The 24,562-nt window shown below is 71.3% G+C and carries 19 protein-coding genes and 1 pseudogene; 8 read left to right on the forward strand and 12 right to left on the reverse strand.

What is annotated here, in order from left to right; genetic code table 11:
* The 5 genes and pseudogenes from D458_RS0130235 to D458_RS0130255 all read right to left on the reverse strand — a co-directional run.
* Window positions 1–342, reverse strand: a pseudogene (locus D458_RS0130235) (oxygenase MpaB family protein); the annotation flags it as partial.
* Between the two features lie 272 nt (window positions 343–614).
* Window positions 615–1,199 (reverse strand): GTP-binding protein, encoded by a 585-nt coding sequence (locus tag D458_RS0130240; RefSeq protein WP_026119835.1) that lies wholly within the window; start codon window positions 1,197–1,199, stop codon window positions 615–617.
* Window positions 1,180–1,620, reverse strand: a complete 441-nt coding sequence (locus D458_RS0130245) for a DUF742 domain-containing protein (protein WP_017590462.1) — start codon at window positions 1,618–1,620, stop codon at window positions 1,180–1,182. The genes D458_RS0130240 and D458_RS0130245 overlap by 20 nt, the downstream gene beginning before the upstream one ends.
* Before the next feature lie 8 nt (window positions 1,621–1,628).
* Window positions 1,629–2,081, reverse strand: a complete 453-nt coding sequence (locus D458_RS0130250) for a roadblock/LC7 domain-containing protein (protein WP_017590463.1) — start codon at window positions 2,079–2,081, stop codon at window positions 1,629–1,631.
* A gap of 2 nt (window positions 2,082–2,083) precedes the next feature.
* On the reverse strand, window positions 2,084–4,696 hold the full coding sequence (locus D458_RS0130255; RefSeq protein ID WP_026119836.1) for a sensor histidine kinase: 2,613 nt from the start codon (window positions 4,694–4,696) through the stop codon (window positions 2,084–2,086).
* A 480-nt stretch (window positions 4,697–5,176) separates the two neighbouring features.
* Between D458_RS0130255 and D458_RS0130260 the strand changes: the two genes are divergently transcribed.
* Complete coding sequence (locus tag D458_RS0130260; protein ID WP_017590465.1) at window positions 5,177–6,256, forward strand: RDD family protein; 1,080 nt, start codon at window positions 5,177–5,179, stop codon at window positions 6,254–6,256.
* Between the two features lie 87 nt (window positions 6,257–6,343).
* Here the strand turns inward: D458_RS0130260 and D458_RS0130265 are convergent, their stop codons facing one another.
* The 4 genes from D458_RS0130265 to D458_RS0130280 form a co-directional block, all read right to left on the reverse strand.
* A complete protein-coding gene (locus D458_RS0130265; protein WP_017590466.1) occupies window positions 6,344–6,742 on the reverse strand; it encodes a DUF3592 domain-containing protein in 399 nt (132 codons plus the stop codon).
* Between the two features lie 38 nt (window positions 6,743–6,780).
* A complete protein-coding gene (locus tag D458_RS0130270; protein ID WP_026119837.1) occupies window positions 6,781–7,422 on the reverse strand; it encodes a TetR/AcrR family transcriptional regulator in 642 nt (213 codons plus the stop codon).
* A gap of 112 nt (window positions 7,423–7,534) precedes the next feature.
* Entirely contained in the window at window positions 7,535–9,649 is a 2,115-nt protein-coding gene (locus D458_RS0130275; RefSeq protein ID WP_017590468.1) for a YhgE/Pip domain-containing protein, read from the reverse strand.
* Window positions 9,636–10,340, reverse strand: coding sequence for an ATP-binding cassette domain-containing protein (locus D458_RS0130280; RefSeq protein ID WP_083936480.1), 705 nt, complete (start codon window positions 10,338–10,340; stop codon window positions 9,636–9,638). The genes D458_RS0130275 and D458_RS0130280 overlap by 14 nt, the downstream gene beginning before the upstream one ends.
* Before the next feature lie 238 nt (window positions 10,341–10,578).
* Between D458_RS0130280 and D458_RS0130285 the strand changes: the two genes are divergently transcribed.
* Together D458_RS0130285 and D458_RS0130290 are read left to right on the forward strand one after the other, a co-directional pair.
* On the forward strand, window positions 10,579–11,391 hold the full coding sequence (locus tag D458_RS0130285; protein ID WP_017590470.1) for a M23 family metallopeptidase: 813 nt from the start codon (window positions 10,579–10,581) through the stop codon (window positions 11,389–11,391).
* 78 nt (window positions 11,392–11,469) lie between these two features.
* Window positions 11,470–12,240 carry an endonuclease V gene (locus tag D458_RS0130290; protein ID WP_017590471.1) on the forward strand — a complete coding sequence of 257 codons (771 nt, stop codon included), beginning with the start codon at window positions 11,470–11,472 and terminating at the stop codon, window positions 12,238–12,240.
* A gap of 64 nt (window positions 12,241–12,304) precedes the next feature.
* Here D458_RS0130290 and D458_RS0130295 read toward each other — a convergent pair whose 3' ends face one another.
* The gene (locus D458_RS0130295) at window positions 12,305–13,744 is read right to left on the reverse strand and encodes a GuaB1 family IMP dehydrogenase-related protein (protein ID WP_017590472.1); all 1,440 of its coding nucleotides are present in this window, start codon (window positions 13,742–13,744) and stop codon (window positions 12,305–12,307) included.
* 244 nt (window positions 13,745–13,988) lie between these two features.
* Here D458_RS0130295 and D458_RS0130300 point away from each other — a divergent pair, with 244 nt between their 5' ends.
* Window positions 13,989–14,918 carry a CDP-alcohol phosphatidyltransferase family protein gene (locus D458_RS0130300; protein ID WP_017590473.1) on the forward strand — a complete coding sequence of 310 codons (930 nt, stop codon included), beginning with the start codon at window positions 13,989–13,991 and terminating at the stop codon, window positions 14,916–14,918.
* A 142-nt stretch (window positions 14,919–15,060) separates the two neighbouring features.
* On the opposite strand, the gene D458_RS0130305 is transcribed toward D458_RS0130300, so the two are convergent.
* On the reverse strand, window positions 15,061–16,206 hold the full coding sequence (locus tag D458_RS0130305) for an acyltransferase family protein (RefSeq protein ID WP_017590474.1): 1,146 nt from the start codon (window positions 16,204–16,206) through the stop codon (window positions 15,061–15,063).
* 477 nt (window positions 16,207–16,683) lie between these two features.
* Here D458_RS0130305 and D458_RS0130310 point away from each other — a divergent pair, with 477 nt between their 5' ends.
* Window positions 16,684–18,597 (forward strand): amidohydrolase, encoded by a 1,914-nt coding sequence (locus D458_RS0130310; protein WP_017590475.1) that lies wholly within the window; start codon window positions 16,684–16,686, stop codon window positions 18,595–18,597.
* Window positions 18,598–18,639: 42 nt separating this feature from the next.
* Entirely contained in the window at window positions 18,640–19,407 is a 768-nt protein-coding gene (locus tag D458_RS0130315; RefSeq protein WP_017590476.1) for a M48 family metallopeptidase, read from the forward strand.
* Window positions 19,408–19,852: 445 nt separating this feature from the next.
* On the opposite strand, the gene D458_RS0130320 is transcribed toward D458_RS0130315, so the two are convergent.
* Window positions 19,853–22,018 carry an elongation factor G-like protein EF-G2 gene (locus tag D458_RS0130320; RefSeq protein ID WP_017590477.1) on the reverse strand — a complete coding sequence of 722 codons (2,166 nt, stop codon included), beginning with the start codon at window positions 22,016–22,018 and terminating at the stop codon, window positions 19,853–19,855.
* Between the two features lie 179 nt (window positions 22,019–22,197).
* Here D458_RS0130320 and D458_RS37200 point away from each other — a divergent pair, with 179 nt between their 5' ends.
* Window positions 22,198–23,691, forward strand: coding sequence for a CPBP family intramembrane glutamic endopeptidase (locus D458_RS37200; protein WP_040702994.1), 1,494 nt, complete (start codon window positions 22,198–22,200; stop codon window positions 23,689–23,691).
* A gap of 17 nt (window positions 23,692–23,708) precedes the next feature.
* Window positions 23,709–24,506: an alpha/beta hydrolase gene (locus D458_RS0130330; RefSeq protein ID WP_017590479.1), complete on the forward strand. Its 798-nt coding sequence runs from the start codon at window positions 23,709–23,711 to the stop codon at window positions 24,504–24,506.
* Window positions 24,507–24,562: the final 56 nt, after the last annotated feature.

The following is a 24,562-nucleotide window of genomic DNA, read 5'->3' on the forward strand; positions in this document are numbered from 1 at the left end:
CACGTAGCGGTAGTCGTCGTTGCTGATGTCGTAGGACCGGTGCATCTGGTTCATCCGGCGCAGCGCGTCGCGCCCGCGGCCGGGCTCGAATCCGAACTCCAGGATGTCGTTGAGGATGAGCGCGGTGTCGTCGTAGCGGTGCTGGGTGCGTTCGGTGAACTCACGGGTGTCCCCGAGCAGTCGGCCGATGGAGGGCACGGCGTAGGTGCGGTACAGCGCCAGCCCCAGGGCCTGCTCGATGTCCCAGGGGAACTCGTGTGCGCCCAGGATCTGGACGATCCGCTCACAGTCGGCCTCGGCGTCCAGGCTGTGGATCGTGTCGCGCCATTCGAAACGCTTCATGGGGGAACTCCACCTTCGTCCGGGCCCGCCCGAGACGGGTCCATGGTCGTCGGGTACTCGAAACGCCTGCCACGGAGACGTTCCACCGCCCCGCACTTTACCTGGACGCTTCACGTGTACAGCGGCCCGAGAGCGTGCTGCCCCGATCCGAGGGCGGAACCGTGTCCGGAATGTTCCCGAAAGCGCGGGATGGCGGGTGGTGAAGGGCTCCCGGAGCCCTTCACCACCCGCCATCGTTCATGCCCGTACCGCTCGTACGCGTACCGCCGCGCCTACGCGGTGACGCGCTCCGCGACCCGTCCCACCAGGGTCAGCAGCACCTGCTTGGCGGACTCGCGCCGACGGGCGTCGCACAGCGCCACCGGGATGTCGGGGCTCAGGCTCAGCGCCTCGCGCACCTCGTCGGCCTCGTACTCGTGGGCTCCGTCGAAGCAGTTCACCGCGACCACGAACGGCACCCCGCGCCGCTCGAAGAAGTCGACCGCGGCGAAGCAGGTCTCCAGGCGGCGGGTGTCGGCGATGACGATCGCGCCCAGGGCCCCCTCGGAGAGCTCCTCCCACATGAACCAGAAGCGCTCCTGTCCGGGGGTGCCGAACAGGTACAGCACCAGGCTGGGGCTGATGGTGATCCGGCCGAAGTCCAGCGCCACGGTGGTGGTGGTCTTGGACTCCACACCGGACAGGTCGTCGACCCCGTAGCTGGCCTCGGTCATCACCTCCTCGGTGCTGAGCGGCGCGATCTCGCTGACCGCACCGACCAGGGTGGTCTTGCCGGCGCCGAAACCACCGGCCACCAGAATCTTCAGTGCCGAGGGGACAGGGGCCTCGGGGCCCGGGTCAGAGTCTCTGGATGCCATCGAGAACCGCCTGGAGTACGTCCCGGCTGACCGGGCTCTTAGCTGTGTAGGGGGCGCGGGCCAGGGCCAGTCCGCGGTTGAGCAGGTCGCTGAGCAGGACCTTGACGACGGCGACCGGGATGTTCAGGTGGGCGGACACCTCGGCCACCGACTGGGGGCGGCGGCACAGCTCCAGGATGCGGAGCTGCTCCGGTTCGAGCGCCATCTCGTCGACCTCGGCGCGCTTGGCCGCGATCACCACACTGATCATGTCCAGCTGGACGGCGTCGGCGTGGTCGCGGCCCTGCGCGATCACGTACGGCCGGACCAGCGGCCCCGCCTCGTCGGCCTCGGGGCCGTCGTCGCCGTAACCGCCGATCGCGTCACGGTGCGGCAGGCTGTGCGGGGTTCCGCCCGGATCGAACTCGTTGTGCGCTTGCATACCGTCCCCTAACGCGTGGCTTCCCCGGCTGCACCCTCGTGGCGGGGCGCGGCGTCGAGGTAACGGCCGACCTGCTCGACCAGGACGTTCATCTCGTAGGCGATGAGGCCGACATCGGAGCTCTCCTCGGCCAGTACGGCCAGGCAGGCGCCGCGGCCCGCGCCGGTGACGAAGAGGTAGGCGCTCTCCATCTCGACGACGGTCTGGAGGACCTCACCGCCGCCGAAGTGGCGGCCGGTGCCCCGGGCCAGGCTCTGGAACGCGGAGGCCACTGCGGACAGGTGCTCTGCGTCCTCCTTGACCAGGTCGCGGGAACGGCCGATGAGCAGGCCGTCAGCGGAGAGGACGATCGCGTGGCGGGAGCCCACGGCCCGGTCGAGCAACTCGTCGAGCAGCCAGTTGATGTCCTTCTTGCCCGCGGCGCTTCCGCTGCCGCGCTCGGAGCTTTCGGTACTCGTCACGGTTACGCGTCCTTGTCGGTGTCGTTGGTGTTCTGCTTGCCATCGCGCCGCCCGCGGTCCGTGCCCTGCTGGAACGCGGACATGTTCTGGCGCAGGCGCGCCAGCCGTTCGGTGCCGTCGAGGGTCGGTGCGGAGGATGCGGTACCACCGGCAGCGGGGCCGGTCTTACCCGTCTCGGAGGGGTCGGTCGCCAACTGGGGCGCCAGGTTCTCCTGAGGGCGCCGCTTGGGCAGCGCTGGGCGGCCACCGCCGGCCTCGACCGTCTCGCTCTGCTCCGGCTCCCGGGCGGGGGAGGTCTCGAGGGAGGAGGGGGTCTCGGAGGACGGGGCGCTGGAGGGCGGGGTCTCGGGGACGTCCGGCACCGCGCTGATCCGGGAGCCGCGGCTGGGCAGGACGGGACGGCTCTCGTCCTTCGCGGGTGCGCTGAGAAGGTCGCTCTCGGAGGCGGTGTCAGCGGGGGCGGACGCCTGCTCGGCCCCGCTTCCGGAACCGGATCCGGAGGTTCGGGAGGAGGTGGAGACCGAGGTCAGGAGAGGCTTTCCGGACCGGTTGCCCCGGCCCGCCTCCAGGGCGGTGTCGGGAGTGCGGTCGACGATCTCCCGCACCTCCCAGATGTCCTCGCCGGTGTCCTCGGAGGAGGGCAGCGGGGTGCGGTCACCCGAGATCAGCTCCTGCGGGAGCAGCACGATGGCCTGAACGCCGCCGTACGGCGACGGGCGCAGGTGCACCCGGATGCCGTGGCGGTGCGCCAGGTGGGAGACCACGAAGAGGCCGAGGCGCATCTTCTCGTTGAGGCGCATCACGTCGAACTCGGGCGGGTCCGCCAGCAGGGAGTTGGCCGAGGCGAACTCGCCGTCGGTCATGCCCAGGCCGCGGTCCTCGATCTCGATGGTCACGCCGTTGGGCACGTCCTCGCTGCTCAGGCGCACATGCGTGTGCGGCGGCGAGAACATGGCGGCGTTGTCGACCAGCTCGGCGACCAGGTGGATGACGTCGGCGACGGCCGGGCCGTTGAGGTTCACCCGGGCGATGCGCTCGCGCTTGACCCGCGTGTAGTCGCCGGACTCCGAGATCGCGCCGCGCAGGACGTCGATCAGCGGCATCGGCCGGTGCCAGGTACGGCCCGGAGCCTCGCCGCCGAGGATCAGCAGGTTCTCCGCGTTGCGGCGGGAGCGGGTCGCGAGGTGGTCCAGCTTGAACAGCTGGGCGAGCTGGTCCGGGTCCTCCTGCTCGCGCTCCATCTTGTCCAGCAGCCGGAGCTGGCGGTGCACCAGAGTCTGGCTGCGGTGGGCGATGTTGAGGAAGACGCGGTTGACGCCCTGGCGCAGCTCGGTCTGCTGGACGGCCTCCTCGACGGCGGCGCGCTGGGCGGTGTTGAACGCACGGGCGACGTCGCCGATCTCGTCGTCCTCGGCCTTGAGCTCGGGGAGCGAGGTGGCGGTGTCCACACGCTCGCCCCGGTGCAGGCGGCCCATGATCTCGGGCAGCCTGTTCTCGGCGAGGTCCTGGGACTCCTCGCGCAGGGTGAGCAGGCGCTCGGTGAGGTTCCGCGAGGAGCGGCGGGCCAGGTAGAAGGCGACCACGATGGCGGCGGCGACGCCGAGGCTGCCGCCGATGGCGAGGAGCACGGCCCCGTTGGCGTCCTCCCGGGCCAGCTGGGCGGAGTGCAGCGCCTCGTCCGCGCCCAGGGCGGTGAGCTCGGTGAGCACGTGGCCGTACGCGGCGTCCCACTCGGCCTCGTCGACCGGCATGGAGAGGTCGTCGACCGTCTGCGGGGCGAGGGTGACCGGGTCGGTGACCGTGGTGGTCTCGACCTCGCGGTCGATGATCTCGTCCGAGAGCCTGGTGAGGGCGGCGAACTCGGAGCTCTCCCGCACCGCCTCGTACCGCTCCAGGTGGCCCTCTCCCCCGAGGTAGGGGGCGTTGGCGTCCAGAAGGGTCTCGAAGGCCCCCAGCTGAGCGGTGAACTCGCGCTGGTCCTCGGTGGTGAGCTCGCCGGTGGCGAAGGCGCGGGCGATCTGGGCGTCGGCCCGGGCGCCCACGTCCACGGCGCGGAACAGGTAGACCGCGGTGAAACCGGGGCTGATGGCGTCGCCCTCGTTGCCCTCCCGGCCCTGGCTGTCGAAGCTGTCGGCGCCGTGCAGGATGAGTTCGTTGTAGTAGTCCAGGACGTCGTCACGGCTCGCGTCACCGTTGTCGACGGCCTCGCGGATCTCGCCGACCTCCTGGTACATGCCGTGCAGCATCTCGATGTGCATGCCGGTCTCCTCGGGGGCGTAGTCGACGAACCCGATGAGGTCGTCGACGACGGCGCCGAGGGAGTCGTCGGTGGCTTCGCGTGCTTCCGCGAGCCCTTGGGCCAGGTCCGCGTCATCGGGGTTCTCGATGAAGGCGATCGTCGCGGACCGCTCCGACATCGCGTCCACGAGACCGATGGCCGCGGGGGTGACGAGGTCGTCGGTGGCCTTGGACCGGATCAGTTTCAGGGCCGCGTCGCCGCCGAGGGCGAAAGTGAGGATCAGCCACAGCGCGACCAGCGCGGTAGTGGGGATCATGACCATGGCGCGGATACGGGCGGTGATCGTCCGCCCACGTTTTTTCGGTACTGCCTGCACGGTTCTCCTGTCGATCCGCGTCAAAGTCTTCTCGGGTGGCGCCGGGGCCGGGTGGTCGCCTGGCCGCCCCGGGGGGCGGACGGCGTGCGCGCACGCGGGCCTCTTCACCCCCGTGGACCGCTTGGTCGGCATCCGAGGGTGGTCAACGCCGGACTTACCGCAGAGTAACCAAATTTGGGGGTTTTGGCGTTGGGGATCGTATCTCGCCTGGGAAACAGCGGAATATCCGGGTGCAGCAGGCAGTCTGCCATGAAGTTGTGAAATGTTCACACAACTGCAGGTATGGCGCCTGGAGAAGGGGGTTCGGGTTGTCCCGAACCCTATGGGACAAACGTCACATGTGGATCCGGGTGCCACTTTGCGGGCCTCGCCAGTCGTTCCGAACCGCACTCGCGAAGCGATATCGCCGTTCCCGCCACGCGTCGGCGCGGACCGTACTAGCGTGGCGCACCGGGAACGAGCGGGGGGAACGCACACGCCATGGGGCAACCGTTCGGCGGAGCACAGGCCGCCATCGAGGTGGCGGTCGCCGCCATACCGCTGTTGATGGTCATCGGGTCCGCGCTCTACCTGAGCGCACAGCACCGCCGCTACGGGCGCCTGGTCGGCTGGCCGGGGCAGCTCACCCTCGCCGCGCTGCTCGTCGGGCTCGGACTGGCGACGTACGCGGTCTGGCCGCTGCCCGCCTCGGCCGACGGACTCTGCCCGGTCGAACCCGTGCCGGCTCCGCCGCTGGAGCTCCGTGACGCCGCCCTGGCGCTGGGGGTGTTCCTGCCGGTCGGCGTCCTGGCCCGGTCCCGGTTCCGCCGCGGCCTGTTCGTCACGGTGGCCATCGGTACCGCGCTGGCCGTGGCGGTGACCGTCGTCCGCGCCACCGGGGTCCTCGGCCTCTACCCCTGCGCCTACAACGCCGCCGCGCCCGAGACCGCCGGGATCGGTGTCGCCGGAACCCTCCTGGGCTGGCTGCTCGCCCGCTGGGTGCCGGTGGTCTGGCCGTTCGGTCCGCACCGCTCCTGGCCCGCCGCGGTCCCGGACAGGGTCGCTCCCGACCTCGCCCGCCGCATGCTCGGCACCCTGGTCGACCTCGGCCTGTGGTGGTTCGGCTCGGCGACCCTCGTCGCCCTGCTGCACGCCTACGGCGCGGTCCGCCCCGGTACGGAGGCGCAGGTCCTCACCGGAACCCTCCTGGGCCTGGCGGCGCTCTTCGGCCTCTTCCTGCCCCTGCTGCGCCGCGACCGCTGCACCCCAGGCCGCGCCTCGGTCCACCTGTCCCTGACCGAGTGGAGCTCGCCGCGCCCCGCGGCCCGCCACCGCGTCCTCGCCCGCGCGGCCCTGCTGTCCGCGCCGGTGGCCGCGCTGATCGCGTTCGGGCTGCCCTGGTTCGCGCTCCTCGTCGTCGCGGTGCACGCCGGCACCGCTGTGGTCCGCCCGGACGGTGCGGGCCTGGCCGACCTGGTCTGCCGTGTGCGGGTCCGCACCAGGTCCAGCCTGGACGGCGGCCTGCCCCGCCGCCTCGTCCGCTACGTCCCCCCGCCGGAGGGGGTTCCCTCCCCGGCCTGAGCCGCAGGGGTCCGTTCGAGCGCCGGTGGGTCCGGGGTGCGGCAGACCCGGTCCCGGAGCAGCCGAGCCGCCGGCGGAGGCGCGAAACTATTCGGCCCAGTGCAGGTAGCCCAGGAACGCCCCGATGAGGACCAGGATCAGGCCGAGGCTGCCGAACATGCCCCGGACCCAGTGGCTCAGCCAGGGGGCGGAGACGATCCGGGCTCGCTCGGGGGACTCAGGGTCGTAGGAGACGGTGACGATCTCACCGGCGCGGGAGGCCATCCAGCCGGTGTTCTCGTGTTCGGCGTGGACCTCCCGGCCGTCCTCGGTCCGGAACTGCACGATCATCCGGGAGGCCACCGACGTCTCGTGGTAGCCGATCACCCGCCCCTTGGCGCGCACTCCGTTGCGGACCAGGCGCAGCTCCGTGCGGGTGTCGCGGGTGACGATCCACAACAGGATCACGCCGACCGAGATGGGCAGAAGCGGGTACAGGTCGACCATGGCGGGGGAGTCCTCTCCGGGGTTCTGCTTGCGGAAGTTCAGCGCGGGGAGGCGGGGGAGCCGATCAGTCCGTCGGCCATGTGCGCCAGGGTGGTGTGGATCTCCTCCACGGGGCGCTCCGGTTGGAGGGTACGCCAGTCGAGGGCCACTGTTACCACCATGCCGAACAGCGCGGACCCCGCAAGGGCGGTGTCCAGGTCCGGACGGGTCGACCCCTGTTCGACCATGGCGTCGAGCTGGCCGGTGATGACGCCGATGGCCTCGGTGCGGATCTGCCGGACGGTCGCGTACCAGGCGCGGTTGGTACGCCAGGCCTCGGCCATCAGCAGCCGGGCCAGCGCCTCGTGGGTGCTGATGAACACGACGCCGGCCCGCAGCACCGCGGTCAGGGCCTCACGGGGGCCGACGCCCCGCGCGGGGTCGGGGACCGCGTCCCTCAGGGTGTCGGCCAGCCGGGTCACGCCCCATTCCATCAGGGCCGCGTACAGCTCGTTCTTGCCCCCGAAGTTGTAGTAGACGGTGCCCTTGGCGACACCGGCCCGCTCGGCGATCTCGTCGACGGTGGTGGCGCCGTAGCCCTGTTCGGAGATCAGCGTGACCGCCGCCTCGAACAGTTTGCGCCTGGTGGCCTCGCGGCGGCCGCTGAGGGGCCTACCCGGTCCGGGTGTGCTCACGTTGATCCGTTCCGTTCTTCCCTGCTCGGGTGGGTTCCGCCCGTCGTCCGCCATCACCCTCAACGGACACGCGGGTTCGTGCAGTTCCCTGATGCCTACGTGCCCTGCCCCGGGGCGGTCAGACCTTCAGTGCAGGGTAGAGCGCGGACATCGTCCACACCCGTTTCCGGGCCACGGCCCGCCAGGTGAGCAGCAGGGGCACCACCAGCCAGAGCGCCATCACCCCGAAGGCCTGCGCGACCAGGGCCGTGTCACCGCCGCCGACCAGGTGGCGCATGGCGGTCACCCCCCAGTGCAGGGGCAGGTACGGGCCGATGGCCTGGAAGAAGGCGGGGCTCGTCTCGATCGGATAGGTGCCGCCCGCCGACGTCAGCTGGAGGACCAGCAGCGCCAGCGCGACCACCCGGCCCGCCGCGTTGAACCGCACGTTCAGGTACTGCACGGTGGCGGTGAACGCGGCCGAGGTCAACACGAGGAACGCGATCAGCAGGAGCCAGTTCTGGGACTCCAGTCCCAGTGCCAGGTGCAGGACGGTCATCATGACCGCCACCTGGGCCCAGCCGAGCAGCAGCGGGACCACCCGCCCCGCCAGGGCGACCCGCCAGGACGCGGCGGAGGAGGCCAGTGCCCGGCTGGACAGCGGGGGCAGCACCATGAACACCACCATGGCGCCCACCCACAGCGACAGGGGCACGAAGAACGGCGCGAAACCGGTGCCGTAGTCGGGCACCTCGTTGTCCACCTCGCTGTCGAGCCGGACCGGTTCGCTCATCATGTCGGCGGCGTCGACCCGGCCCTGGTCGGAGTAGGTGGGGATCTCGTCGGCCCCCTCGGCCAGTCCCTCGGCGAGCTCGTCGGTGCCCGAGGCCAGGGTGCCCAGCCCTTCGTGGAGTTCACCGGCGCCGCCGCTGAGCGTGCCCAGCCCCGTGTCGAGCTCCCCGGCTCCCTCGGCGGCGTCGGAGAGCCCGTCGCGCAGGGCTCGGGAACCCTCGGCCAGCTCCTCCAGCCCTTCGGCGAGCTCGTCGACCTGCTCCCGCGCACCCTCGGCGTCCTCGACGAGGTCGGGCAGGTCCTCGGACAGGCTCGCGGCCTTCGAGCTCAGGGCGGCGGCCTCGGCGGCCGTGTCGTCGATGTCCTCGCGGTTGTCGTTGACGAACCCGGCCACCGACAGCGCGGTGTCCATGGCCCCCTGGAGGTCCGTCATCAGCGCGTACAGGTCGGGCTGCTCCTCCTCCAGCTCGGGGTGGTCCTCCAGGTAGGCGTCGAGCCGCCCGTCGACCTCGCCGAGTGCGGTGACGTCGATCTCCTCGGGCAGCTCCCCCAGGGCCTCGGACACCGCGGCGGAGACCTTCTCGGCCTCCGCGGCGCGCTCCTGGACGGCGGGGATGTCCTCCTCCAGCTGGGGGAGCCACTCGTCGACCAGGTCGTCGAGTTCGTCCACCTTCTCGGAGACGCCGTCGGAGGCGGTCGTGGCGCCGCCGGCGAGGGTCTTCGAACCCTCGTAGAGCTGTCCGATCCCGCTGTTGAGCGAACCCGCGCCCTCGTGCGCGCCGTCGATGCCCCCGGCGAGCTCGCCCGAGCCGCTCTCGGCGTCGTCGGCACCGCCGGCGATCTCGTCGGCCCCCTCCGAGGCCTCCTCCGTCTTTCCGTGGATCTCGTTGAAGCCCAGGAAGATCTGGTCGAGGTAGTCGCTGATCGCGGAGCCCGCCGCCGCCTCGCGGATCTCCTTGAAGGCGCTTCCGGCGAGCTGGCGCACGATGTAGCTGTTGGAGTCGTTGTAGTTGGCGACCAGCAGGGCGGGGACCGGGTCCTCCCGGTCCCGTGAGGGGGAGGTGACGGCCTCGCTGAAGTGCGCGGGGACGGTCAGGGTCACGTAGTACGTGCCGTCGCCCAGCCCGCGGGCGGCCTCCTGCGCGTCCACGAGGTGCCAGTCGAGGTCACCGCGGTCCAGGAGCGTCTCGGCGAGCTCCTCGCCCGCGTTGACCTCCTCGTCGTCGACCTCTGCGCCCTCGTCCTCGTTCACCAGGGCGACCGGCAGGTGCTCCATCCGGTCGAAGGGGTCCCAGAACGACCACAGGTACATCCCGGAGTAGAGCAGGGGGATGAGCATGAGCGCGGCGAGCGCCGCGGCGGGCAGCGGCGACCGCAGGAACGACCGCGCGGTGAGCAGCCCGAGCCGGGGGACGGCCAGGAAGCGGTAGCGGGGGGTGCCGGATCTCCTAGGGGCGCGCATGCCGTCCGCCTCCGTTCGTGTCCTCGTTCGTGCCCTGCCCGATGGGGAGGGGGCCCTGGGTGTCGCGGTCGGCCACGGTGTCGAGTTCCCGGGCGTCCGCGCAGGTGGCGATCACGGTCAGCCCTTCCTCGGAGAGGTCCTTCAGGCAGCGCCACATGTCGGCCCGGTGCTCGCTGCCGAGCCCGCCGTCCACGTTGTCCACCACGAGCAGGCGCGGTTCGGTGACCAGCGCCAGGGCCACGCCGAGGCGCCGCCGTTCCAGCATCGAGAGCTCCTTGACCATGGTCCGGCGGTCCAGGTCGGCCAGCCCGGCGGCGGTCATCGCGGAGTCGGCCACGGACCGGGCGGCGGGCCGCGTCCGCAGCAGCCGGGCCTCGGAGAGGTGCTCGCTGATCCGCAGGCGTTCGTCGAGGGCGTTGACGTCGTCCATCAGCCCGAGCGCGCTGATCCGCCGGACCTTCCGGGCCTGTTCGGGCAGGGCGTAGCCGTCCACGTGCAGGGTTCCCCCGGTGGGCCTCATCCGGCCGGAGAGGGTGAGCAGCAGTGCGCTGCGCCCGCCCCCGGAGTCGGCCTGGAAGGCGGTGAGCGTTCCCGGCCGGGCGGTGAGGTCGATCCCCGTGTAGACGGGTCCCTCGCGGGTGGTGAGCGTGACGCCCTCGGCGCGCACGCGAGCTCCGGTGGCCCGACGCATCCTTGCGGCCTCCCATTTTTGAACTGACCAGTCAGTACAAATTTACGGCTCCACCGTACTGCTCCGGGGCGGCGGTGCCGGACGTTCGGGCCTGTGTCCTCCGGCACAGCGCGACACGCTGGGGCCGAGGGGTCCGCGGAGGAGGCGGGGCTGTGCTTTCCGGTTGGGCGATCGTGAGGTACGTTGATACGTAATTACGTATTAGTACGCACGAGTTCGACTCCCAGAGGAACCACTCATGCGCCGCAAGGCCGCGATCACCGGTTACTGTTTTCTGCTCGCCTACTTCGCCTACCTGGCCCTGCTCTTCTGGGGGCCCGCGTCCGAGCTCTCCGCGCTGCCCGCGTTCGCCCTGCTCGGGGTCGCGATCGCGCTGATCCTCGGATCCGCGCTGTGGCCCCGGACCCGGTCCGAGGAGCACCGGGAGGCCGTCGAGGTCGCCCCGCCGGTGAGCGGTGAGTGGATCGCGGTGAACAGCCCGGCCGACAGGGTGCCCAGCCACGGTGTGCACGGTCTGGGCCAGGAGTACGCGATCGACGTCTTCATGGATTCCGGCAGGCCCCTGGTCGACGGCTGGTGGCCCGCCATGCGCCGCCCCGACGACGGGTTCCCGGCGTTCGGCCGGCCGATCCTGGCGGTCGCCGACGCCACGGTCGTGCACGTCTCCGACGGCCAGCGCGACCACCTCAGCCGCAACAGCTGGCCCGGGCTCCTCTACCTGCACGTGATCGAGGGCATCGGCCGCTCGATCGGCGGCGCGCGACGGATCTTCGGCAACCACGTCGTCCTGGACCTGGGCGACGGCGTCCATGCCGCCTACGCCCACCTCAAGCAGGGTTCGATCGAGGTCGCGGCCGGGGACCGGGTCACCGTCGGGCAGCGGATCGCGCTGTGCGGGAACTCGGGGAACTCCAGCGAACCCCATCTGCACTTCCAGCTGATGGACCACCCGCGGATCGCCTTCGCCAAGGGCGTCCCCTTCACCTGGACCGGCGTGGGGGTCCCCTCCGCCGGGGAACCCTTCCACACACCCGCGCCCGATCCGAGCTGAACGGCCCCTCCCGTCCTAGACTGCGCCTCGACAGCGCATCCGACAGGGGACGGCCGAGAGGTCATCGGAGGAGGACACGTGAGCGATATCGCGGAACGGGCGGCCAAGGCCCTGGACGACCCGGAGAACTGGCCGTCCGATCCCAAGGAGGCCGTGACCCGCCAGCGCCGGCTGGCCGACCTCGTGCGCACCGCACCTTTCGACCCGGACTCCGTGCGCCATGTCGCCGGGCTGGACGTCAGCTACGGCGTGGGGGACACCGAGCTCGCCGCGGCCGCCGTGGTCCTGGATGCACGCACCCTGGAGGTCGTCGACACCTCCCTGGTCGCCGACACCCCGTCCTTCCCCTACATCTCCGGGCTGTTCGGCTTCCGGGAGCTGCCGCCGGTGCTCAAGGCGATCGAGGGCCTGTCCGTCACCCCCGACGTGTTCGTCTGCGACGGCTTCGGCCTGGCCCACCCCCGCCGCTTCGGGGTCGCCAGCCACCTCGGCGTGCTCATCGACGCCCCGGTGGTCGGCTCCGCCAAGTCCGTGCTCTACGGGAAGAACTCCCTGCCGGGGGAGGAGCGCGGCGCGTGGACCCCCATGGTCGCCGGGCGCTCCGAACTGGTCGAGGACACCGAGAGCCTCGCCGCGGAGGGGGCCGAGGTCATCGGCCGGGCCCTGCGCACACGCGCCAGGACCAAACCCGTCTACGTCTCCGTGGGCCACCGCGTGGACCTGGCCGGATCCGCCGAGCTCGTCCTGCGCATGTCGCCCAAGTACCGGATCCCCGAACCCATCCGGCACGCGGACCGCCTCTGCGGGCAGTACCGCAAGGAGCACAAGGCACGCACAGCCGAGGGGTAGGGCACACAGAAGGGGAGGGGCCCGAAGGCCCCTCCCCGTCACTGTCCTCCGGGTCGGTACCGGACTACCAGCCGTTCTCCACGGGGCGGCCCTCGTTGTACCCGGCGGCGCTCTGCACGCCGACCACGGCGCGCTCCTGGAACTCCGCCAGCGAGGTGGCGCCCGCGTACGTCATGGAGCTGCGCACACCGGCGATGATCTGGTCGATCAGGTCCTCGACCCCCGGGCGCTCCGCGTCCAGGTACATCCGGCCGGTGGAGATGCCCTCCTCGAACAGCGCCTTGCGGGCCCGCTCGAAGGGGGAGTCGTCCGAGGTGCGCAGACGCACCGCGCGGGCGGAGGCCATCCCGAAGCTCTCCTTGTACTGGCGGCCCTGGGCGTCGCGCATGACGTCACCGGGGGACTCGTAGGTCCCGGCGAACCAGGAGCCGACCATCACGTTGGAGGCGCCGGCGGCCAGGGCGAGGGCGACGTCGCGCGGGTGGCGCACACCGCCGTCCGCCCACACGTGCTTGCCGAGCTCGCGGGCGGCGGCCGCGCACTCCAGCACGGCGGAGAACTGGGGGCGGCCCACCGCGGTCATCATCCGGGTGGTGCACATCGCGCCCGGGCCCACACCCACCTTGACGATGTCGGCCCCGGCCTCGATGAGGTCCCGGGTGCCCTGCGCGGTGACGATGTTGCCCGCGACGATCGGCACGTCCGGCGAGAGGGCGCGGACCTTCCGGATCGCCGTGATCATCTTCTCCTGGTGGCCGTGCGCGGTGTCGATCACCAGGGTGTCCACACCGGCGGCCAGCAGTTCGGCGGCCTTGCCGGCCACGTCGCCGTTGATGCCCACGGCGGCGGCCACCCGCAGCCGGTTCCGCGCGTCGACGGCCGGCTTGTACAGGGTGGAGCGCAGGGCGCCGGTACGGGTGAGCACGCCCACCAGGGCGCCCTCGCCGTCGACGACCGGGGCGAGCCGGTGCCGGAAGTCGTGCAGTGTCCCGAACGCCTCCTGCGGTTCGGTGCCCGCGGGAATGGTCAGCAGCTCGGTGGACATCACGTCGCGCAGCTGCGCGAAGCGGTCCACGCCGGCGCAGTCCGCCTCGGTGACCACACCGACCGGACGGCGATCGTCGTCGACGACGATCACGGCGTTGTGCGCCCGCTTGGGCAGCAGGTTGAGCGCCTCGCCGACCGTGCTGGCAGGGTTCAGGGTGATGGCGGTGTCGTAGACCAGGTCGCGCTGCTTGGTCCAGGAGATGACGTCGGACACCACCTCGAAGGGGATGTCCTGCGGGATGACGGCGACGCCGCCGCGGCGGGCGACCGTCTCGGCCATCCTGCGGCCCGCGACAGCGGTCATGTTCGCGACGACCAGCGGCACAGTGGTGCCGGTGCCGTCAGGGGACGACAGGTCGACGCTGAGCCGGGAACCCACGGCGCTGCGGCCCGGGACCATGAACACGTCGCTGTAGGTCAGGTCCTGGCTGGGGACCTGGTCGTTGAGAAAACGCAATGCCTCTACCTCGGTCGAGACCGAAGGGGGTGGACCACTCCGCCGCGGTCAGCGCAGGCGGCACCCTGTTGATCCCCCTCTTACCAGTCAAGTATGCCGTCACTGATTAGGTTGGGGGTACCCCCGTCTGGCATGATGACTCGATTCCCGCCTCTACCCGGCCCTCGCCCCTGCCATGAATCGGCGGTCGTATCCCGTGCGCCGTAGGCGTTTCCGGGGGCTGGGCCTTCCAGGAGAACCCCGCATGTCGCGTTTCACTCTCGCGCAAGTCAAGGAAGAGACCTACAAGGCGAAGGACGCCTGGTGGACGGTCTTCCTGGTCGATCCGCTGGCGGGTCGGCTGGTGGTGTGGACGGCGAACAGGACCAACATCACACCGAACCAGCTGACCCTCGGCGCCGGTGTGCTGGGCCTGCTGTCCGCGATCTGCTTCGCGGCCCCGATCTGGGCGGGCGACCTGGGTTGGGCGTGGCTGCTGGCCGGCGCGCTGCTGTTCCACCTGAGCTTCGTCCTGGACTGCATGGACGGCAAGATCGCCCGGCTGAAGGGCACCGGTTCGGTCTTCGGGAGCTGGGTCGACTTCGTCTTCGACCGCATCCGCTTCTTCGGTTGCGTGATGGCGCTGCTGATCGGCCAGTGGCTGGTCACGGGCAACGCCGCCTACCTGATCGTCGCCCCCGTGGTGGTCTTCTTCGACCTGCTGCGCTACCTCAACGGGTCCCAGGTCGCCAAGACGCGCAAGACCATGAAACAGGCCCTCGCCGTGGCCTCGGGTGACACCGAGCGGCTGCGCGCGGAGGCCACCGACCCCGACGTGTCCGACCCCGAGGACGACGAGATGTCGGACGCACCGGCCAACGCGGACACACCGGCGCGGCAGGGCCTCTACCAGCGGGTGCGCGCCTTCCTGCTCCAGCACCGGGTGCGCCCGCACCTGTTCAGCGGTATCGAGTTCGAGATGTTCCTGTGCGTGGTGGCGCCGGTGACCGTGCTGGTGGCCTTCTTCACCCCGCTGAACAGCCTCATCATCCCGGTGGCGGTCTTCTCCGTCCTCGCCCTGGCCTTCTTCGAGGTGGTACTGGTGGGCCGCCTGTACAAGGAGTCCCAGCGCTTCGAGGCGCGCCGCCGCCAGCTGGCCGCCGCGACCCCGACCGGCACGGACAGCGGCAGCTGATCCGGGGCCCGGCCGGTCCCAGGCGCGGCCGGCCCGAGGCGCGGTCGGCCGGCGGCACAGCCGGTCCGTGACACAGAAGGGGGCGTTCCGCGTGGTGCGGAACGCCCCCTTCGGCGTTGTGGTGCCGTCCGGGCGGTACTCCCTAGACGGTGCTCTTCTCCCGCTCGGCCGCCCGCCTGCTGGCGTCGGCCTCCTTCCGCGCGAGTCCCTTGTCGTCCTGGCGCAGGAACCAGGTCGGCTGCGGTTCGACCGCCCACTGCAGGCACCTGCGCACCCACGGGGCGCACAGCAGCAGAGTCAGTCCCACCGCCATCACCAGAGTGGTGACCAGGGCCACGGGGCCGGACATCATGTCGTACCAGGGGGTGTTCTTCAGCAGGAGCAGGAACACCGAGTGGCCCAGGTAGACGAACAGCGTGTAGGCGCCCAGAGACGTGTACCAGGTCCGCTGCTTCGGGGTGAGCGCCAGTATCGCGACGGTCATGGCCAGGGCCAGGCCCATGAAGGCCAACCGGATGCCGATGCTCGGCAGCAGCGGGTCGATGTCGCGGTCGGTGAGGCTGTCCCGCCAGAACAGCCAGTCCCGGCTCAGGCGGTCCGAGATCGGCACCGCCAGGACGGCGGTGACGCCCAGGACCAGCAGCGAACTCACTCGAATCCAGAAGCGGTCCAGGTACGCGAAGTGCTCGCGGCGCAGGCTCAGGCCCAGTACGAAGAAGGGCAGGAAGCTGACGACGCGTCCCATCGACAGGGTCTCTCCCAGGCTCGACATGGCCCCGAACACGGAGATGACCACCGCGATCGCGACGGGCCAGCGCAGCCGCTGCCACAACGGCACGCTCAGGCGCCAGAGGAAGAGGGCGACCAGGAACCACAGGGTCCAGGTCGGCTTGAGGACGGAGACGGCGTCCGGGAGCCCTCCGCGCTCGACCGTGTAGATGGTCTGGTGCGCGGTCCAGAAGATGAGGTAGGGAACGGCCAGCGACAGGACCAGCTTCTCCACGCGGTTCGACGAGGCGTCGAAGGACCGGGAGAGGTAGCCGCTGATCAAGATGAACGCGGGCATGTGGAAGAAGTAGATCCAGTAGTAGAGGGCACTGGCGGGCCCGTAGTCGGTGAGCGGTTCGATCGCGTGGCCGACGACGACCAGCGCGATGAGGATGAACTTGGCGTTGTCCAGCCGGGCGTCGCGCTCCGACGGCTGAGTTGTCACACCGGCCTGTTCTGCGGAGGCCCGGGCGGTCGCGCCGTGCCCGTTCTCCGAGGACTGGGGGGCCGGACTGGTCATGGATGAGGCCACTAGGGACTCCGAGATCACTGATTTCTGGGCTATGGGTATCGGTCCCGCCACCCTCTGTGCGGGATTGGGGACGTCCGACTGGTCGGGGACAGGAGACCGGTGGTGTGGTGCCGCGTGGCGCGCGAGGGGGGCACCGGGCGGAGCTGTTGCGCGAACTTGGTTCCGTTACCTTACTGAGACATACTGGGGTATGCCAGTGGTTCGCACAAATCAGGTAAAAGTTCCCGCGGCCTACTCGGGCCCGACGAGGCGGGGCACATGAGGGCTCGTGGCCCGTGGAGACGGGCCTGGGATGGCTTACCGTGTGCAGACCCTAACCCATGGTCCCCACCACGGACGACCTCCGCACACCCGTGCGCGAACATGTCGGTGTGAACCGTCGGTGGGCGCGCCGATAGGCTGCCCCCAGGCGGCTGAACCCCCTGACAACCTTTTACTGCCCGCCAGTCGAGAACGAAGAAGGCGGTGGAAACCGTGCCGCACGCGGTGGACCCGAACCGTGCAGCCCAGCACGGAAGCGTGGTCATGCGACTCCTCGACGAGCTCTTCCCGCTCGTGGAGGGGGTCTACGTCGACCTGCACAAGAACCCGGAGCTCTCCCACTCCGAACAGCGCACCGCCAGCGTCGTCGCGGAGTGGCTGAACCGAACCGGCTACGAGGTCCACAGGGGCGTCGGCGGCACCGGTGTGGTCGGCATCCTCCGCAACGGCCCCGGCCCCACGGTGATGCTCCGGGCGGACATGGACGCCCTCCCCCTGGAGGAGAAGACCGGTCTGCCCTACGCCAGCACGGCCAGGGCCCTGGACCCCGACGGCGTCGAGGTCCCGGTCATGCACGCCTGCGGGCACGACGCGCACACCGCGTGCCTGATCGGTGTCGCGGACCTGCTCTCGGAGACCCGCGAGGAGTGGGCCGGGACGGTCATGATCGTGGCCCAGCCCGGCGAGGAGACCCTCGACGGCGCCCAGAGGATGATCGACGACGGGCTGTTCGACCGCTTCGGCCGCCCCGACGTGGTCCTCGGCCAGCACCTCGGGCCGCAGCCCGCCGGGCTCATCTCCCACCGGGCCGGCATCATCCTCGGTTCCTCCAGCTCCTACCGGGTGCGGATCTTCGGCGAGGGCGGCCACGCCTCCCAGCCGCACACCACCGTCGACCCGGTGCTGATCGCCGCCAACATCGTCACCCGGCTCCAGGGCGTGGTCTCCCGCGAGATCAGCCCCAGCGAGATGGCGGTGCTCACCGTCGGCAAGCTCCAGGCGGGCACCAAGGCCAACATCATCCCCGACGAGGCCTACCTGGAGATCAACACCAGGGCCCTCAACGACAACGTCGCGGACCAGCTGCAGCAGGCCATCGAGCGTGTCGTGCGCGCCGAGGCGGCCGCCTCCGGCGCCGGCCGCGAGCCCGAGGTCGAGCGCTTCCAGGGCAGTGGGGTCACCCACAACGACCCGGCCAGCACCGCCGACGTGGCCGCCGCCCACCACGCCTACTTCGGTCCCGACTACGTCATCCACCTGCCGGACCCCTCCCCGGCGACCGAGGACTTCTGCCGCTTCGGTCTGCCCGGGGACCCGCAGCCCATCCCGTACGTGTTCTGGTTCGTCGGCGCCACCCCGCACGACGTGTGGGACAGCGCCCCCGGGGACACCCCCTACGAGAAGATGGGCAACGTCCCGAGCAACCACTCGCCGTTCTTCTCGCCCGACCGCGAGCCCACCCTGCGCGCCGGGCTCGCCGCGCTCACCGTCGCCGCCCTCTCCTACCTGGGCAGCGACAACAAGAACCCGTCCGCCCTGGCCCCGGAGCCCGCCGCGGCCCCGATGGGCGTGCCCTTCCCCGGCCCGGCTCCCACCGAGACCGCTGACCCGCGCGGCAACACCGACCCCGGCGCCGCGGGCTTCGGCGGGACCGGCTACGGGACCAGCTACGGGACCGACTACCCGGGGGACACACCGCCCCCGGGGGAGGCGCCCGCACCGGCCGACCCGTTCTCGGACCCGCTGACCGGGCCGCGCCCCTCGGAGCCGAGCTTCTCGGACGAGGCCAACGACGCCTACGACAGCGCGTTCCTCGCAGCCGCCTCCTGGCCGGAGGAGCCCTCCAAGTCCACCTACGACGCCGACATGGACTCGGTGATGGGCGCACAGGACCAGGAGATCCGCGACGAGTGGCGCAGCGACAAGGCCGAGGAGTCGACCCTGTCCGCCGACATGGCCGCGATCCTGGACGAGGACGAGGCCCCCGCGCCACCGCCGCCGTCGGGCCCGCCCGCCGGGCCGGCCTACGGGGGTCCGCCGCCGGCGGGCAGCGCGCACTCCGCGCCGCCGCCCCCCGGGCCGGACGACGATCTGCCCGACGCCCAGTACCGGCTCTGAACGCAGGTGGGGGCCATCCCTTGGCGATGGGGTGACCCCCGCGTGCGCCGGTCCCTGCGGCACCACCGGGAGACCACCCTGCTGGTGGGTTGTATCGGTGTCACGCTGCTCGCCGTCGTGGGGGCCGTCAGCCGTGCCCTGTCCGGCGATCCCAACGAGCCGCTGCTGCTCCTGAGCATCCCCGCGCTGGTGTACTTCGTGCGCGGGCAGCTCTACGCCCGCCAGCGCGTCAACGGGGTGCGCATCACCGAGGCGCAGTTCCCGGAGGCGTACCGGATGGTGGCCGAGGCGGCGGCGTTCTTCGGGATGCGCCGCGTCCCGGAGGCCTACATCGTGCTGGGCAACGGCACCATCAACGCGTTCGCCTCCGGGCACGGCTTCCGGCGCTACGTGGCGATCCACAGCGACCTGTTCGAGGTGGGCGGCCGCCTCGGCGACCCCGACGCGCTGCGGTTCGTGATCGGCCACGAGGTCGGCCACATCGCGGCCGGACACACCTCCTTCTGGCGGCAGTTCTCGATCTCGATCGCCCAGGTGATCCCGGGGGTGGGCAGCACGCTCGGCCGCGCCCAGGAGTACACCGCCGACAACCACGCCTACGAGTTCTGTCCCGAGGGCGTGCCGGGGATGCGCGTGCTGGCCGCGGGCAAGTACCTCTACCCGGCGGTGGACTTCGACGACATCGCCGCGCGCGCCGCCACCGACACCGGCTTCTTCGTGCTGCTGGTCAACTTCCTGTCCAGCCACCCGGTGAACACGTTCCGGTTCGCCGCCCTGGCCGACCGCTCCAGACCCGGCCGGGTGCTGTGACTGTGTTTTTCGGGCATCTCCGCTTCGCTTCGATGCGTGTTCGGCGCCTTTGCGGAGGGGTTCTTCATCCTCGTCTGCGCCTGACGCTCGTTCCTCGCTAGCGGCTTGACTCGTCTTGCAGAACCCTCCCGGCGTCCGAACGGCAACCCCTTGTGGTTGCGGCGGATGGGTGGGCTAACTCCGTTTTTTGGGCATCTCCGCTTCGCTTCGATGCGTGTTCGGCGCCTTTGCGGAGGGGTTTGGGTTCAAGGCAACACCGTGTCCTCGTCTACGCCCACCCGTCGCCCGCCACCACCCTCAACGGACGCCTACGGCGCAGCCCCTGCCTCCAGCTCGTTCCTCGCTAGCGGCTTGACTCGTCTTGCCCTGTGTTGCAGAGGATCGGCCTCCCGGCGTCCGAACGGTAACCCCTTGTGGTTGCGGCGGGTGGGTGGGCTCTACGGGCTTACGCCTTCGCCTTGGTGAGCCGCCGGCCCACCTGCTCGGGCAGGCGCTCGTGGCGCAGGTAGTCGCGGGTGAACACCCCGGTGCCGTGCGAGACCGACCGCAGTTCCACGGCGTAGCGCACGATCTCCAGTTCGGGCACCTCCGCCCTGATGACCACCCGCCCGCCCGCTGTCGCCTCGGTGCCCACCACACGCCCGCGCCGGGCCGACAGGTCGCTCAGGACCGACCCCAGGTAGGCGTCGTCGACCTCCACCGTCACGGTGTCCACCGGCTCCAGGACGGCCAGTTCCGAGGTGGTCGCGGCGTCCCGCAGCGCGAGCCGGCCGGCCTTCTGGAAGGCCATGTCGGAGGAGTCCACCGAGTGCGCCTTGCCGTCGTACAGGGTGACGCGCAGGTCCACCAGCGGATACCCGTCGCCCACGCCGTCGGCCATCTGCGCGCGGACGCCCTTCTCCACCGACGGCACGTACTGGCGGGGGACGACCCCGCCCACGATCCGGTCGACGAACTCCAGCCCGGCCCCGGACTCCAGCGGCTCCACCCGGATCCGGCACACCCCGAACTCCCCGTGCCCGCCGCTCTGCTTGACGTTGCGCCCCATGCCCTGGCCGGGTGAGGTGAAGGTCTCCCGCAACGGGATGCGCAGGTCCTCGGTCGCCACGCGGACCCCGTAGCGGTGCTCCAGCCGGTCCAGGGCGGCGTCCAGGTGCGCCTCGCCCAGGCTCCACAGCACCATCTGGTGGGTCTCCGGGTTGATCCGCACCCGCAGAGACGGGTCCTCCGACACCAACCGGGTCACCGACTGGGACAACTTGTCCTCGTCGGAGGCCGAGGCCGCGCGGATCGCCACCGGCATCGTCGGGTCGGGGAACCGCCAGGGCGACACCCGGAACGGCAGCTCGGGCGCGGACAGGGTGTCCCCGGTCCTGGCGGCGGGCAGCTTCGACACCAGGCACAGGTCGCCGGCGACCACCTCGCCCACGGGCCGGGCCTCCCTGCCGAGCGGTACCGAGAGCGAACCCAGCCGCTCCTCGTCCCCGGTCCGGTCCAGGTCCTCGGAGTTGCCCAGCCCCGTGCGCACACCGTGGCCGTGCAGATGGACGTCGACGTCGGGCGTCAGCGTGCCGGAGAAGACCCGGACCAGACTGACCCGGCCCACGTAGGGGTCGCTCGTGGTGCTGAGGACCTCGGCGGCCAGCGGTCCCGCCGGATCGCAGGACAGGCCCTCGACGGGGCGGCCGTCGGGCCGGGTCACCGAGGGGAACGGGCTCCGGGTCGGGTCCGGACAGGACAGCGGGAGTTCGCGCAGCAGCTCGCGTACGCCCACGCCGCGGGTCGGGCTCAGCGCCAGCACCGGGTGGAACCCGCCCGCGGCCACCGCCTTCTTGAGGTCGGCGATGAGCAGGTCCGGGTCGAGTTCACCGCCCTCCATGTAGCGCTCCATGAGCGCCTCGTCCTCGCTCTCGGTGATGACCTCCTCGATGAGGGTCTCTCTCAGCGGGCCGGCCTGCTCGCGGAGCCAGTCGGGTGCCGGACACGAAGAGGGGGCGGACTCCGGCCCGCCCCCCTCGGAGTAGTCGTAGTAGCGCTCCGAGACCAGGCCCCAGAGCCCCACCAACTCGCGTTGGTCGCCCGACCCCCGCACCGCGGGGACGTAGGCGGCGTGCACGCCGGGGCCGAACGCGTCCTGGCACTGCGCCACCATCTCGTCGAAGTCGGCGCGGGGATGGTCGATCTTGGTGACGGCGACCGCCCGGGGCATACCGACGGCGGCGCACTCCTCCCACAGCATCCGGGTGCGCCCGTCCACGCCGTCCAGGGCGGAGATCACGAACAGGGCGGCGTCGGCGCCGCGCAGCCCGGCACGCATCGCCCCGATGAAGTCGGCGTACCCGGGGGTGTCCAGCAGGTTGACCTTGACGTCGCCCACCATCACCGGACTGACGGTCAGGTGCACGGACCGCTTCTGGCGGATCTCGACCTCGTCGTGGTCGCTGACGGTCGTGCCCTCCTCCACGCGGCCGGGGCGCTTGATCTCCCCGGCGGCGAGGAGCAGCGCCTCGACCAGGCTCGTCTTGCCGGCGCCGGTCGGGCCGACCAGCGCGACGTTGCGGATGTTCTGGGGCCTTTCGGCCCTCGGTACGGCTACGGCTCGGTCTGCCATCCTGCTTACCCAGCCCTTCGGGGTCCGAGCGGTGGTCGACCAGGACCACCGAGAGTGTGACCTGTGACACTCTCTACGTTCGCTCTTCACGGCCCCGATCACAAGAGGTCACCCGGTTGATATCCGGCTTGGGGGCTTTCGGGTCCGTGTGACCCGGGTTGTTCTTCTAGGCTGTGCCCGTGCCATGGTCGGAGAGTCTTCCTCAATTCAGTCTCGCCGGGACCCTTCTCACGGTCCTGCTGCTGTTCTTCGCGGCGGTCGGTGAGCCCCTGCTCGGTCGGCGCGCGTTCGCGTGGCTGTCGCGCCGTCGGGACGGCGACGAACGCGCCCTCGGGCTGCTGTACGCAGTCACGACGGCGATCCACGTCCTGTGGGGCCTGCTGGTCCTCGCGGTGCTGCTGCTGTCACCCGCTCTGAACCTGGTGGACCTGGGGCTGCGGACCCCGGACGCGTTCGGCCCGCTCGTGGGCGCCGCGGTCGGCGGGATCGTCGCCCTGGCGGTCTTCTGGGTGCTGGTCAACGGCCTGCCCACCAAGGAACGCCTCCCGATCCTGGCCCGGCTGCCCGAGCGCGGGTCCGCGAAGGACGGCGACGGTGCCGAGGACGAGGCGGAGGGCGGTTCCGGCGGCCGGCGCCGAGGGAGCCGCGGGGGACGCGGAAGCGGCCACCGCGGGCGCAGGAGCGCCGCCAAGCCCATGATCCTGCCCGAACCCGGGCACCGGCAGTACCTGCTGCTGCCGCGCACCCGTCGCGAGCGGTGGCTGGCCGCGGGCATGGCGGTCACCGCCGGCGTGTTCGGCGAACTCCTGTACCGGGGCTTGTTCATCACCCTGGTCGCCAGCATGGGTGTCCCGCTGTGGGGCGCCGCCGTGCTGTCGATCCTGCTCTTCGCCGTGGCGCACGCCTACCAGGGCTGGTGGGGGCTGCTCAGCGCGGGCTTCTCGGGGACCCTGTTCACCGTCCTGTACCTGGGCACGGGCAGCCTGGTCGTCCCGGTCCTGGTCCACGTGGCGCTGAACCTGCGCTCGGTGGTCTTCCCCCCTGCCGCGGACCTGGCGGCGGCGGAGGAGGCCTACTACTCCGCCGACCACTACGACGACGAGTACGAGGGCGAGTACGAGGACGACTACGGGCGGACCGGCGAGTTCGACGCGGTCGAGCCGGTCGGAGCAGTGGAGGGGGTCTCGGAGGAGCCTCCGGCCCCACCGAACGCTCAGGGCCCGCCCCCGGGGTACGGTCCTCAAGGCCCGCCCCAGGGTCCGCCCCCCGGCCGGTTCCCCCAGGGTCCGCCCCCGGGATACGGCCCCCAGGGCCCGCCGTCCCCCCAGGGCCCGCCGCCCGGCCGGTTCCCGCAGGGTCCGCCCCCGCCTCCGCAGGGCCCGCCCCCGGGGTACGGCCCCCCGGGCCCGGGACCCCGCCCGGGACCGCCCCCCGGTCCGCCGCAGGGCTTCGGTCCGCAGGGTCCCGTCCCGCCCGCACCGGCCCACCCGCCCGCGCACGACCCCGGCGACTTCCTGTCCGGTCCCGGCCACGGGGCCGACCCGCTCTCCGCGCCGTACCCGGACCCCAGCGGTGACAAGGCCGGACACCGCCTGTACCCGGACGAATGGATCGACCGGCACCACGGCCCCGAAGGCGACACACCGGGGCCGGATTCCCCGTACCGGGACTGATCGTGCACGATGGAGTGGTGTCCGACGCCATTGACCACCCCATCGCCCAACCCCAGGAGAACCGCTTCTGGCTGACCACCTCGGACGGGGTGGGGATCGACGCCGTGCTGTTGCGCCGAGCCGCACCCCGGACGACCGCGGTGGTCCTCGCCAACGGTTTCACCGGGACCTACCGGAGCCCGCACACGCGCACCGTCGCCGAAGGGCTGCTGGCCGTGGGCGACGTGATGACCTTCGACTTCCGGGGCCACCACGGTTCCGGCGGGCGCAGCACCGTCGGCAACGCCGAGATCCACGACCTCGAAGCGGTGGTGAGCCGCCTGCGCGAGCTCGGCTACACCCACATCGCCACCGTGGGCTTCTCCATGGGAGCCGCGGTCGCGATCCGGCACGCCGCCATCTACGGCGGTGTCCGCGCCGTCGTGTCCGTGAGCGGCCCCAGCCGCTGGTACTACCAGGGCACCCGGGCCATGCGCCTGCTGCACATCGGGATCGGCAAGGCGATGGGCCGTGCCTTCCTGCGGCGCTTCCGCAAGGTCCGCGTCACCGACCAGCGCTGGGACCCCACTCCCGCCGAACCCCGGGAGATCGCCGGTGAGGTCTCACCGGCTCCGCTCCTGGTCGTGCACGGCGACGCCGACAGCTACTTCCCGGTGGCGCACGCCACCGCCGTCTACGACGCCGCCCGCGAGCCCAAGGACCTGTGGATCATCCCGGACATGGGTCACGCGGAGCGGGCTGTCACCCCCGACCTGGTGGCCCGGCTGCGCGGGTGGCTGGACGAGCGGCTGCCCCAGCAGGAGCAGCCCGGCTAGCAGAGCGGGGCGGGACCGGGTCGCGTCGACAGAGCACCGTGACTCGGTTAGAAAGG

Origin of the sequence: Nocardiopsis ganjiahuensis DSM 45031 (genome assembly GCF_000341085.1) — a bacterium.
Lineage (GTDB): Bacteria > Actinomycetota > Actinomycetes > Streptosporangiales > Streptosporangiaceae > Nocardiopsis > Nocardiopsis ganjiahuensis.